This is a genomic window from Streptomyces sp. NPDC002265, assembly GCF_040296125.1.
Taxonomy (GTDB): Bacteria; Actinomycetota; Actinomycetes; order Streptomycetales; family Streptomycetaceae; genus Streptomyces.
Map to the genome: position 1 here is coordinate 1 of NZ_JBEOWS010000302.1, position 12,264 is coordinate 12,264.

The 12,264-nt window shown below is 68.2% G+C and carries 12 protein-coding genes and 2 pseudogenes; 10 read left to right on the plus strand and 4 right to left on the minus strand.

From position 1 onward, the window contains the following. Positions 1–427: 427 nt before the first annotated feature. Entirely contained in the window at positions 428–994 is a 567-nt protein-coding gene (locus ABT085_RS35855; protein WP_351617767.1) for an aminotransferase class III-fold pyridoxal phosphate-dependent enzyme, read from the minus strand. On the opposite strand from ABT085_RS35855, the gene ABT085_RS35860 reads away from it, so the two are divergent. From ABT085_RS35860 to ABT085_RS35885, 7 genes and pseudogenes are all read left to right on the plus strand, one after another. Continuing rightward, entirely contained in the window at positions 927–1,142 is a 216-nt protein-coding gene (locus tag ABT085_RS35860; RefSeq protein WP_351617797.1) for a hypothetical protein, read from the plus strand. The genes ABT085_RS35855 and ABT085_RS35860 overlap by 68 nt on opposite strands. Before the next feature lie 101 nt (positions 1,143–1,243). Further along, positions 1,244–2,051 (plus strand): IS5 family transposase gene (locus ABT085_RS35865; RefSeq protein WP_502982880.1). Its coding sequence is split into 2 segments (ribosomal slippage): positions 1,244–1,599 and positions 1,598–2,051, totalling 810 coding nucleotides; the frame shifts between segments, so codons are not numbered across the junction. 105 nt (positions 2,052–2,156) lie between these two features. Next, positions 2,157–2,660 (plus strand): GNAT family N-acetyltransferase, encoded by a 504-nt coding sequence (locus ABT085_RS35870; protein ID WP_351617770.1) that lies wholly within the window; start codon positions 2,157–2,159, stop codon positions 2,658–2,660. A gap of 389 nt (positions 2,661–3,049) precedes the next feature. Next, positions 3,050–3,667 carry an NUDIX hydrolase gene (locus ABT085_RS35875; protein ID WP_351617772.1) on the plus strand — a complete coding sequence of 206 codons (618 nt, stop codon included), beginning with the start codon at positions 3,050–3,052 and terminating at the stop codon, positions 3,665–3,667. A 143-nt stretch (positions 3,668–3,810) separates the two neighbouring features. After that, positions 3,811–3,920: pseudogene (locus ABT085_RS46830) on the plus strand (MFS transporter); the annotation flags it as partial. A 172-nt stretch (positions 3,921–4,092) separates the two neighbouring features. Then, complete coding sequence (locus tag ABT085_RS35880) at positions 4,093–5,583, plus strand: HAD-IA family hydrolase (protein WP_351617775.1); 1,491 nt, start codon at positions 4,093–4,095, stop codon at positions 5,581–5,583. A 17-nt stretch (positions 5,584–5,600) separates the two neighbouring features. Further along, a complete protein-coding gene (locus ABT085_RS35885) occupies positions 5,601–7,733 on the plus strand; it encodes an NB-ARC domain-containing protein (RefSeq protein ID WP_351617777.1) in 2,133 nt (710 codons plus the stop codon). A gap of 196 nt (positions 7,734–7,929) precedes the next feature. On the opposite strand, the gene ABT085_RS35890 is transcribed toward ABT085_RS35885, so the two are convergent. Continuing rightward, complete coding sequence (locus tag ABT085_RS35890) at positions 7,930–8,457, minus strand: P-loop NTPase family protein (protein ID WP_351617780.1); 528 nt, start codon at positions 8,455–8,457, stop codon at positions 7,930–7,932. 357 nt (positions 8,458–8,814) lie between these two features. Between ABT085_RS35890 and ABT085_RS35895 the strand changes: the two genes are divergently transcribed. Both ABT085_RS35895 and ABT085_RS35900 read left to right on the plus strand, forming a co-directional pair. Further along, positions 8,815–9,381: a thioredoxin family protein gene (locus ABT085_RS35895; RefSeq protein WP_351617783.1), complete on the plus strand. Its 567-nt coding sequence runs from the start codon at positions 8,815–8,817 to the stop codon at positions 9,379–9,381. Next, positions 9,372–9,923, plus strand: coding sequence for a hypothetical protein (locus tag ABT085_RS35900; protein ID WP_351617785.1), 552 nt, complete (start codon positions 9,372–9,374; stop codon positions 9,921–9,923). Before ABT085_RS35895 ends, ABT085_RS35900 begins: the two co-directional genes overlap by 10 nt. 394 nt (positions 9,924–10,317) lie before the next feature. Here the strand turns inward: ABT085_RS35900 and ABT085_RS35905 are convergent, their stop codons facing one another. Further along, on the minus strand, positions 10,318–10,557 hold the full coding sequence (locus ABT085_RS35905; RefSeq protein ID WP_351617788.1) for a transposase: 240 nt from the start codon (positions 10,555–10,557) through the stop codon (positions 10,318–10,320). A 42-nt stretch (positions 10,558–10,599) separates the two neighbouring features. Between ABT085_RS35905 and ABT085_RS35910 the strand changes: the two genes are divergently transcribed. Further along, positions 10,600–11,274, plus strand: coding sequence for a hypothetical protein (locus tag ABT085_RS35910; RefSeq protein ID WP_351617791.1), 675 nt, complete (start codon positions 10,600–10,602; stop codon positions 11,272–11,274). Positions 11,275–11,574: 300 nt separating this feature from the next. Here the strand turns inward: ABT085_RS35910 and ABT085_RS35915 are convergent. Then, positions 11,575–11,967: pseudogene (locus ABT085_RS35915) on the minus strand (recombinase family protein); the annotation flags it as partial. Positions 11,968–12,264: the final 297 nt, after the last annotated feature.

Here is a 12,264-nt window from a genome sequence, read left to right on the forward strand (position 1 = left end):
GCGGCCGCCGGCACGGCCGCCCCCCCCCCGGTACAGAAGAGGCCGGCCGTCGGCTCGGCTGCCGGAAGTGTGCGGGTGCGGACAGTGTAGGAACCCCCCAAAGCGTGTGGCCGCTGTATGCGGCCTGTACCGGCCCTGTGGCCGGTGAGCGAAGGGTATGACAGGACTCCGACAATCCCCGCGGCGCCGTCGGTTCTGTGCCGGGAAGTCCGCCAGGAAGCGGGGGAAGACGCCGACGCCGGCGAGGGACGGGCCGTGAGCGAATCCGACAGCCTGGACGTCGCGGGACAGCCTGCGCAGACCGTGGGGACGGAGGGCGCGATCGGCCGCCAAGGCGGCGGCATCAACGGTAGGTCTTCGGACCGACAGCGAAGCCGCGGCGAAAGAGGCCTGACTTCGCCGTCCGACGACACCGGCGTACCGCGGCTCACTGGGAAACTGCACACTCCTTCGCGGGAGACCGACGCTCCGCTGGCCCGCGTTTCAGTAGGTCAGCGAATTCCGTCGGTTGGCCGAGCAGCCACTCCGGGTCCGCCGACACGTAGCCGCCCTCGCCCAGGACGGGCTCCATCACGACGGCGGCGACCTCATTGGGCGAGGTGAGGCGGGTGAACACCACTTCCTCCAGGTACCCGGGCACGGCGTACTCCCCGTCGTCCGGGCGGACGAAGCGGTCCTCGTACGGGGCGTGCACCACCCGGGGCAGCAGGGGGCCGAACCAGCCCCTTACTGATCGTTTCAGAATGAAGTTCGCAGGCAGGTAGGCGATGCATCTCGGTCTCCTTGAAGCCTCCTGCTCGGAAATTGTCAGCGGGACGCCGGCCGTTCGGCTACAAGGATCGCCATGAGTTGGGTGGCGAACGTGATGATCTCGGTTGACATGGCCGACAACGCGAGTGTGAAGACGTTGAGGGTGGGCGGGCGTCTTGAACCATGCCGACCTCGACGCCCTCAAGCAGCGAGTGTTCGAGACGCCATGGCGCGAGCCCAACATGGTCCAGCTCTTGGTGATGGATCAGGAGGAATGCTTCTTCCGCATGTGGATGATCCGAGGCAATGAACTGCGGCAGTTCGCACCGCTGCAGCCGAACGAGGAGGACGAGGGCTTCTTCGAGGACGAGGGTTTCTACCTGGACGGGTGAGCTGGGCCAGTGGCGTCAGGCCAGTGTTCTCACTGAACGTCTCCGGCCGTCTTGCGCTGTGGGCCTTGCATTCAGCGATCTTGGTCAGCAAGGTGTCGCGGGTGCGTGCGGGTCTTGTTCCTGACGATCTGTGGAAGCGGGTTGCTCCGCTGCTGCCTCCTGCTCCCGAGCGGCGGCGCCGCCATCCGGGGCGGTTGCGTGTTCCCGACCGGGCGGCGCTCGCGGATGTGCTGTATGTGTTGCGGACCGGTGTGGCCTGGCGGGACGTGCCCGCGGAGATGGTGGGCTGCTCGGGAGTTACGGCCTGGCTCCGGCTGCGGGTCTGGACGGAAGCCGACGTCTGGCCCCGGCTGCACACCGAGCTCCTTGCCGAACTACGCATTGCCGGCCTGCTGGGGATGGACGACTGCGCGATCGACGGCTCCCACGTCAGGGCCCTCAAAGGGGGATCACGTCGGGCCCTCGCCGGTCGACCGTGGCCGCCCCGGCTCCGAACACCACCTGATCGTCGACCTGCACGGAACCCCACTGGCCGTCTCCGTAACGGGCGGGAACCGTCACGATGTGACGCAGTTGATCCCGCTGCTGGACGCGATCCCCCGAATGCGGGGACTGCGGGGACGTCCGCGCAGCAAGCCCAAGCACCTGTTCGCCGACCGCGGCTACGACTACGACAAGTACCGCCGACTGCTGTGGCAGCGCGGCATCAAACCCCTCATCGCCCGCCGCGGCGTCGCCCACGGCTCCGGCCTGGGCAAAACCCGCTGGGTCGCCGAGCGCACCTTCGCCTGGCTCCACCAGTTCAAACGACTCCGGACCCGTTACGAACACCGCGCCGACCTCCATCAAGGCCTCGTGGAGCTGGGCTGCAGCATCATCTGCCTCAGGCGACTCCGCACCTCATTCTGAAACGATCAGTAAGGACGCGTTCTGCCCGGCATGAGAGCAGGGCCTGGTGGTATGCGGGGAATATCCAGGGGAACGGTCGGCCGCGCGCTGCTACGGTCGGGCGCTATGAGCTGGCTTCCCGATGACTTCGTCCATCCCGTCCTGGTCCCGCTGCCGAGCAGTGGTCATCACCTGCGGCCGATCCGGGAGGCGGACACCCCGCTCGACTATCCGGCTGTGATGGGTTCGCGTGAGCGGCTGTGGACCATCTTCGGCCCGGCCTGGGGCTGGCCCGCGGCCACCATGACCTACGAGGCCGACCAGGCCGACCTGTTGCGGCACGAGAAGGAGATCGCCGCACACCGGTCCTTCAACTACGCGCTGTTCGACGCGGCGGAGACGGCTCTGCTCGGCTGCGTCTACATCGACCCACCGGAGAGGGTCGGCGCGGACGGCGAGATCTCCTGGTGGGTGGTGGACGAGCTGGTGGGCAGCAAGGTCGAGCAGGCCCTCGACGAGCTGGTGCCGCAGTGGATCGCCGCCGACTGGCCGTTCGAGCAGCCGCGCTTCCTCGGCCGCGGGATCTCCTGGTCGGATTGGCTCGCCCTGCCGGAGCGCGCCGACGCGTAAGTAGCTTTTGTCGTAATGCTCAGGGGACTTGGTGCTCGAACGGCTGCCTGTCGGCGTACTTCTCTGAGTGGCCCTGGCAAGATTTCCGTGAAGCCGCTGTATGCGACCGTGCGCCGGTGACGCTCCGTCACGGATGGCGGCATTGTCGGCAAGTGTGACGACCTCGTAGGGATCACGGCTCCGCACCTCGACATGGTGCGCGTGGAACGAGTGTGGGTGGCGGGCGGCGTGGTCCGCGTTGCGGCCTGCACCGGCGAGTCGGCGGCGTGTCCGGACTGTGGTCGGGGCTCTGCGCGGGTGCACGGTTTCTTCTCCTGTGTCGGCCATGCGGGAAACGCTCTCGTCCAGGGCCGACTTCGGCTGTCAGTGCCTTCTGCCAGGATGCGCGGATGCCCTCAACTGACCACCCGCTCACCCACCATGACGATCAGCCGCGTGCTCACCTTCTGGATTTGGTCGGCGCCATCGAACCCTGGGACAACCTGGAGCACACCCACCTGCAGACCGCCACGCAGTGGATCGCCAGTGGAGCCACGGTCTACCGAATGCGCAAGCCGGATGTTCCTGCGATGCACTTGGTGAGCTACTTCGTCGTCCTCGACGACACGCGCGGACAGCTGCTGCTCGTCGCGCACCGAAAGGCGGGCCTGTGGCTGCCGACCGGCGGACATGTCGAGCCAGGTGAGGACCCGTGGACCGCGGTGGTCCGCGAATGCCGTGAGGAGCTGGGCATCCAGGCCACGGCATCGCCGATCACCGGCGAGCTCCCCCTCTTCCTCACCGTCACCGAAACGCGAGGGCAGGACGCACACACCGACGTCTCGCTCTGGTACCTCCTCGACGCCGACGCTGACACCATCACCTCCTACGACCAAAATGAGTTCGACGCGATCCGGTGGCTGACCCACGAGCAGGTGCTGGAGGAGCCGGACGAACTGCTCGACCCCCACATGCACCGCTTCACCCACAAGCTGCAGCATGCCCGCGCCAGAAGGCATTGCGGATAAGCCTCACCGGCCGTCCGCGGTGCCGCACGACCCCGTTGGGGGACGGCGCAGCCGTTCTTCAACTCCCGCTACAGCAAGGCGGGTTGAGGTGATCCGGCACCGCGGCCACCCGTCCGACGGGACGTCGGACGGATGGCGTGTCGGTCGCCCGGTGCATCCTCGTGTTCGTTCCGGGCGCACTGTCGTTCGCGCTGGGCAGCACGCCGATCGCGCGGGTCTCCTCCGCGAGGCCGCGGGAGCCCCCGCTATGGCCTGGCCATCGAGGTAAAGCGAAGCGCTGACTGCCCGGACAGTGGAATGTCCCGCCTGGTCGTTCCGGGAAATCCTGGAATTCCCGGAAACCCCTCCGTCCTCATTGACACCGCGCGACCCGCGGTACACGCACCTGCTGTTAAGGCGCGGCTCGGTGTCCTAGCATGCCTGACATGACGTCATCTCCGGGCGCTCACCCGATCGACGGTATCGTCTTCGACTGGTCCGGCGTGTTGGCGGATGAGATCGAGGCTGTGGCCAGAGCCCACGCGAGTGCGATCGCCGCTTTGGGAGGACGTCCGCTCACGGCCGAGCAGTGGAAGTCCGGAATTCTTGACGACTGGCGGCAACTGTACCTGGATCAGGGGGTCCCAGCGCATTCCATGCGGCAGGCTCCCGACGCATTCGCCGCGTACTTCGAGAAGAACCTGCTCAGCGTCCGCCCTGTCGAGGGAGCAGCCGAGGTGTTGCGGGACGTGAGGAAGGCCGGTCTGAAAGTCGCCATTCTCAGCAATCAGCTCGAGCCCTGTCTCCGTTCCTGTATCCGCCACTTCGGGTGGGAGCAGTACTTCGACATTGTCGTGGCCGCCCGGGGTGCCAAGGTCCCCAAGTCCGATCCGGAGGCGCTGTGGGGGATCCTGCGCGACCTGCGCCTGAAGCCGGTGCGCACCATGCTGGTGGAGGACATGACACAGGGCATCACCCTGGGCAAAGCCGCCGGACTGGTGACGGTGGGCAAGCCGTCCGTCCTGCGTCAGGACCTCTCGGCCGCGGATTTTCTGGTCGACGACCTCAGGGACGTGCTCAAGGTCGTCGAAGGCACCACGGCGGGCCGGCGCCCGAGCGGCGGCGCCAACCGCGAGTACCGGCAGGTCTACGAGCGTCGAGAGCGCGAGAAGTCGGCGGGCCGGATAACCAGACTCCCGGACTGGTACCACTCGGAGAACCTCTCCTTCGTCCGCTTTCTGCAGCGCGCCGTCGCCGTACCCGCTCCGGCACTCGCCGTCGACGTCGGCTGTGGGAGTTCCTTCCACGCAAGGGCCATGACACGGCTGTTCCACTGCCCCGTGCTGCGCATCGACCTCACCCAGGCGGCGTTGAGGCGGGGGTCCGCGCTGTCCGACGGGCTTCCCGGGCCGGCCTCTGTCCAGGCGGACGCCGCGCGGCTGCCCTTGAGGGACGCCACCAGTGGACTCACCCTCTGCGCGGAACTCCTGGAGCACGTCCCCGATCCCGACGCCGTGCTCGCAGAACTGGCCCGGGTGACCCGCCCCGGAGGCCTGCTCGTGCTCACGGTCCCCAACAGCGTCGAGGCGACCTGGCCGCCGTTCCGCGGCATCCAGCGCAAGAGCTTCTCGGCCGGGCACATCCGGGAATACACCGTGGACGCTCTGACCGAGGCGGCCGAGCGGGCCGGTTTCCAGCGGGTCTACGCGGGCAGCCGCTGGTTCCTTTTCTACTGGCTGGCCTTCGGCGTCGAGCGCAGCCGTCTCGCGGCCCCGGCCGCCCGCGCCCTGCTGCGCCTGCGATGGCTCTCCCGGCTGACCGGCCGGATCGTCGAACAGCTGACACTTGTGGAGACACGGGTGCTGGGGGGCCGCAGTCGTCGCGGGATAGGCATATTCCTGATCGCAAGAAAGGAAGCCCGTTCCGTCGGCGGGTGACCACAACGGGGGAAAACATGTCGCTGGAAGTCGTCGTGCCGGTGATCGTGGGGGTTCTCGGCTTCGTCTACTTGGTGCTCTTCGGGCAGCGATCGGTCGTGGAATGGCATGCGGAAGGGCGCCGGCGCCGCGAAGACCGATCGTCACGTGAGGAAGCGTCCGAACGACAGATCGACAATCTTCCTTCGCCGGACTACGCCGAACTCCTCGGACGCGAGGAGGAAATGGACCGAATCATCTCCGTTCTCCGTCCCTATCCCCATTCTCAGCACGCTGTGGTGGCCCTGGACGGCATCGGGGGAAGCGGGAAATCCGCTCTCGCCCTGGAGGCTGCGCGATACTACGTGGTGAACCATCTCAAGCTCGATCGGAGCGAGAGATTCGACGCTGTCATCTGGGTTTCCGCGAAGGAGAACCTGCTCACGGCGCGGGGCACCCAGAGTCGCCCCTGGCGGCACCGCACGCTGGACGACATCTTCGAGACGATCGCCATCTGCCTGGGCCGCGAGGACATCACACGCGCTCCCGCGGAGCATCGTGTGGAAATCGTCCGCAACGCGCTCAAGCGCCAGCGGACACTGCTGATCGTGGACAACATGGAGACGATCAACGACGTGAGCGTGGAGTCCTTCCTGAGGGAGCTGCCCGCGCCCACCAAGGCGATCGTCACCACGCGCTACCGCATCGACGTGGCCGTCTCCGTGAGCCTCGGCAACCTTCCGGCGGGAGAGTCCCGCAGCCTGCTGCACCGACTCGTGTCCCGGACGGTCGACTCCGGCACCCACACGGACACCGCCGTCGACCATCTGATCGGTCTGACGGGCGGTCTTCCGCTCGCCATCGTCTGGTCCGCGGCGCGCATCCGGCTGGGCATGACCCTCGACGAGGTGGTCGAGGACCTGTCCTCCGGCCACGACGACCTGACCCGGTACTCGTTCAGCAGCATCCTGGAGCGCGTGGCGGTGCGGCCCGGCCGGGTGGAGGTCATGCACGCCGTCGCCGCTCTGCCCGCCCCGGTCACCCTGGGGCTGACCGCCGGGGCGACGGGCATCGCCGACCAGGAATCCGTCCGTGCGGCGCTCCACGACCTCGTGCGTCTCTCACTGCTGCAACGCCAGGACGGCACCTGGGACATGCATCCGCTGGTGCGCCGGCATCTGACGCCGTCCGACCCGGGCCAGCGCGACGCCATACTCGGGCGCGCGACGCGTTACCAGGAGCGGTACCTGAGCCGACTGATCGGTGACGAGCGAACCCAGCACGTGCGGGCCACGCAGTACGCCTCCATCGACCCGGAGTGGCCCAACATCCGTTACCTGATCGCACGGGGCAGTCAGGAAGGCGCTCACGAAGACGTGCGGAGCCTGGTGGGCGGCCTCGGCTACTACCTGCACGCGCGCGGCCTCTGGACCGACGCGGTGTGGGCGTGGGAGACGGGCGCCTCGTCGGCGGAGGACTGCGGCGACGTGGTCGCCCAGGCCCGGTTCCTCACCTACCTCGGCTACATGGCCTTCTTCATGGGACGGCCGACCCGGGCCACCTATTACCGGCGCCAGGCGGAACGCCTTGTCGCCACGGACCAACCCTCCTACCAACTGGGCAGCCTGCTACGGCTGTCCGGCTACCTGGCCCGCGAATCAGGCAACACCGACCAAGCGCTGGGGTATTTCGACCGGGGTCTGGAGGTCATGAGGGCCTGCGGCAACGTCCACGGCATCTGCCGGCTCCTCAACGACATCGCTGAGACCCGGGCCCAGTCGAGCCACACCCAGGAGGCGGAGGCTCTCGCCCAGGAAGCCCTTTCGCGCGCCGACGCCGAGGGCGAGGTGATCGAGAAGGTGCGCTCCATGGGTGTTCTCGCCAACATCGCCCTGGCCGCCGACGACCTGGGTCTGGCCCGCGCCTACGCGACGGAGAGCCGTGACCAGGCACTGGAGTGCGGATGGTGGGAGGACGCCGGGAAGGCGTTCCACACCCTCGCCCGGACGGAAGCGGCCGCCGGACACCATCCCCTGGCCCGGAGCCTGGCCGTCGAAGCCGAGACGTACTTCGACCGCATCGGCAGCGAGCGGGGCATCGCCGAATGCCGCGCCTTCCTGGCCGGCCTACCCGAGCGCAGCCGACGCCGCATCCTGGGGCTTCACGTCTGAAGCCCTTCGGTCACGCCGGTTGTCCGGCCGCGTGATCGGCCCGTACAGCGGCCAGGGGCGGGCGGCCGGGGTCCCGGACCGGGTGGTGGTTTTCTGCCGGAGTCAGGCGCCCTTCCCGGCTGCCTGGTGCCGGTCGAGGTTGGCACAGGCCGAGGGGTAGGTGTCGCGGTAGCTTGATCGGGGCGTGGCCGGCACGTCACACCACGGCGGGCAGCTGAGCCAGACCGGTGTCGAGCATGATGCGGTCGACGGTCTCGTGCAGGACACTGTCGGCGCCGGTGACGGTCTCGGTGCCGCCAGGCAGCAGATCGCGCGGCCGGTACCAGTCGCGCAGTTGCGTTTCGCGAACGTCGTCGGCGATCGGCTTGGTGGCGTGCCGGGCGAGGGTTTCACCGAACGGCACGTCCAGGTAGTAGCCGTGAGTCGGGCCACGGTGGTCGGCACGCAGCTCGGTGAGAATGTCGCCGTAGCGGTCGGCGTAAAGGATGCCTTCGACGACGACGTGGAATCCGGTGTCCAGGGCGTAGCGGGCGGTCAGCCCGATCAGGCCGATGTTCGCGGCGCCGGGCCGGTCCCGCTCGCGAAGCACGATGCGGCGGAGGTTGTCCTGGCCGACCACGGCCAGGCCGCGGCCGAACCTCTCGCGCAGGCCGGCTGCGATAGACGACTTCCCCGAGGCGCTGTTGCCGCGCAGCACGACCAGCCGGGTTTCTTCGGTGCCCACGCGTCGCCCCACCCCGCTACCAGGCGACTTACCCGCTGACAGGCTTTTCAGACGCCCTCAACTGACCCTTCCACTGACGCAGGATCTCCGTGGGCACTGGGAGTAGTTTCCTGACGGATAAATCGTGCCGTGGCGGCACCCTTCCAGGAAGGGCAGGACAGAAGCCGGGCATGGCTTCGGCTCGGCCCAGCCGGAGATCATCCCTGGTGCCTGCCGAACGGACCCGGTCGTATGAAAAGCTGTGGGCACATCTGCCGTTGTCCGGCAGAACACCCGAAGCACCGAAGGCGGCCGCGTGTGGATCGCGGTCGCCCGCGTGTGCCGTGGGCTCGGATGGAAGATACGACGAGGAGCCACGTGAGACGTCCCCTGTTCCCCGCGATGCTGCCACTGACCGCAATAGCCTTGCTGGCGCTCACCGGTTGTGGCAGCGCGGCCACCGCGTCCCATACGGCCCCCGCCTCCGTCGCCGCCACGCCCGCCAAGAAGTCGGCGGAACCGGACCCGTCCTCGACGACCGCTTCCTCCGCGAAGGCCGAGCCTGAATACAACCCGAAGGCGGATGCTGCTGCCGACATCGCGGTCGCTCTCAAGTCGGCGAAGAAGGACGGTCACCCGGTACTTGTCGACTTCGGCGCCGACTGGTGCATGGACTGCCGCGTCCTGGGCGCCCGTTTCAAGGAGTCCGGGCCTTCCGCGTTGCTGGCCGAATACCACGTGGTGAGGGTGGACGTCGGCAACTTCGACCACAATCTGGACGTTGCCGCACGCTATGTCGACCTGCGCACGAGCGGCATACCGGCCCTGGTCGTTCTCGACCCCACTTCCGGCCAGGCACGGGTGGCCACGAACCAGGGCGAGTTCTCCAACGCGCGCACAATGTCGGCGGACCAGGTCCAGGAGTTCCTGAAGCGATGGAAATAGCCGTCCGGCCCCGACTCCGCACCCGCCATGCGCACCGCGGCGCGGTCCTGACCCTGGCGGCTGCTGTCGCGCTTGCGGGCTGCGCCGGAACGGGGACGAGCGAGGCCATAGTGGACGCCGCTTCGTTCTCCGCCGGCGGCGTGGTGGTATCAGTGCGGGTCGAATCCCGAGGCGACGGCTTGCGGGTCCTCGCGGACCTGCGGCCTCAGCAGGCGGGCTTTCACCTGTACAGCCTTGACCTTCCCGACGGCGGCGTCGACGGGATCGGCATCCCGACCCGTATCCGTGCCGAGGCGGCGCTGCGGTCCGCAGGCCCGGCGACCACCGACGCCAAGCGGCGGGTGCTACGCCCTGCGGGCCTCGACGTCCAGCTGCCGGTGTACGAGGACGGACGGGTCGTCCTCGAGCTGCCCGTACGCCGCGTCGAAGGGACGGACCGCGCGCGGGTGTTCCTCACGTACGGCGCATGCAGCGAGCGCGCGGGTTGTCTGCCTCCCGTACGCGACCGTGCCGTAACCCTGTCACTGGGACCGGCGAGCTAGTGTTCCAGCAGTACTTCTCCATTTTGGCTGGTCAGGGGTCTGGGAGTGGGGAGTGTAGTGGTGTGCTGGTGGAGGTGGGACGGTCTTTGGCGGGGTGTCGCCCCAATGGGTGGCTGCGCCGCATGTAATGACAGCGGCGGGCTTGTGCTTGATGGCGGCGGCGCCAGTGTGACCATGTCATGATGGACGGGGGTCGACGGCACGATGGCGGGGTCCAGTTGCCAGTAGACGGCGAATCTCGGCTGGTGTGAGGTCCACGAGGTCGGACGTGTCCCGTTCGACGCCCCCCTTTTTTGCCGTTCTTGGCAGATCATCACTGCCAGGAAAACGTGCGCGAGCATGGTGAGAGTGATGTGTCGGTACCAGCCGACATAGAGGGCGTCTGAAAAGCCTGTCAGCGGGCTGACCTTGCGAGGCGACGCACGAGGAGCATGGCCATGGTGAGGTAGATGGCGCTCTCCGAACATGCGCGCAGGTACTCGTAGTCCTTCGACCGGCGGCGGCACCGTCCCAGCCAGGCGAACGTCCGCTCTACCACCCAACGCCGGGGGACCACTGCGAAGAGGGTCACTGCCGGAGGCGGTTCCCCCACCTTCGCCCAGGTCGAGCGGAATCCTCCGTCGCGGCGCTGCACGACCTCCGGAGCAGGGCAACGCCCCGGGCTACGCTGCCGCTCATGACAGTGCCCGAGCCGCCCCAGGCGATCACCAGCTGCTGGCTCTCCTGGCTGGCGGTCCGTGCCCAGGACCGGACGGAAGTGGTCGACCAGATCGGCCTTACCCAGGTCACGGAGACGTCCTGGTCCGTCGGCGCAGAGCTGATCGACCGCATCGCCCACGAGCCCGCCGAGCGCTTCTCCCGCGTGTTGGTCACGCCCTCGCTCAACGGCTGGGTGCTGGTCGTCGGCCCGTGGTGCGGCCTGCCCTACCTGAAACGCACAGCGGATGTCACCCGCCTCTGCCTGGAGCTGAGCACGCGCAACGGCCAGGCGCACGCCTACTTCTACGGCGAGCAACGGGACGGAGACGCCTGGCTGATTGCCGAGCACGGCTCGATCATCAGGCGCTGGATCAGCGAGTACCCCGAGCTTGCCCTGGGGCAGCCCGTCCAAGCGGAACGCAACAGCCTCGACGCGATCGGCGTCGCGGGACGCCCCGAAGACCTCGATCCGGAGGAAGCCGTCGACCTCCTCGTCGAATGGGAGTGCCTGGCCCCGGCCCTGGCTCAGGCACTCAGCCTCGACCCCACCAGTCTCACGGCGACATCCGGACCCGCGAGCACTCTCCTCATCGCCACCCCACCCGCAGCACAGCTCACCGACCCATTCGCGCACAGCAGCACGAGCAGCTGACCAACCGACATCACGAGTTCAACTTCGGAAGCCTGGCCGCAGTACGGCGGACTCGGGCACAGATCCCTGGCGCCTGTGGGCATGATCTCCCCTGGACTGCTGGTGCGGACACCAGTCGTTCGCCGACGGCCGTGATGATCGAAGAAGCAGAAGCAGGGATCAGCCTTCGGTGAGTTGCAAGACAGCGCAGCCCTGGCCGCACCGCAGTGCGACCGCAACGCGGCCTCCTGGACGGCGTTCGGATCCAGGGCGAACCGGAACGCCTGCACCACAAACCCGGGCTGCGGCCGGAACTTCTTCACCCGGCAGCCTCCCGGTCGCCACCGCCACCGCGCGGGCCGCACGCTGCTTCGCCGTGCACCGCCCGTGCAGGCGGGCGCACAGCGACGTCAGTATCTCGGCCATGTCCCGTACGAGGTCGTCGGTGGTCTCTGCGGGGTCGAGGACGACCAGGCGCCGCCCGGACGCCGACAGCACGGCTTCGAGGTACTCGACGCCGAACCGGGCCGGCCGGTCTTGGGACTCGACCACAATCACCGCCGTCTGCGGGTCGGACAACACACGGTGCAGCTTGCGGCCCCGCCCGTCCAGCCCCGAGCCGACCTCGGTGACGGCCAGGCCCAGCCCGTTCGCGCCGGACACCACCGGGGCAACCTGCCGGTCAAGGCCGGCCTTCCGGCCGGCGGACGACACACTGTCGGCCACAGGCCCGCGCCAGTTCCCCAGCCGCGGCAAACGACTCCCGGCCCTTGCCCTTGATCAGCTCAGCTGGCCAGACATCGATCGAGTGCACTCCGGTCCGGGTCATGACCAGGAAGTCCGGTGTGTGCTCGCGTTGGAGAAGCTGCAGGCCAGTAGGCGTGCCGTGGCTCTATGAGCTCCGAATTGCGCGGAACGCGGGCCGAGGTGATGGACCCGGTGCGCCGACGGGAGTGGCGGGGCGTCGCCGTGCCGCGGCCGTTGCGGTGGCGCAGCCGTGAACGGTCCGTC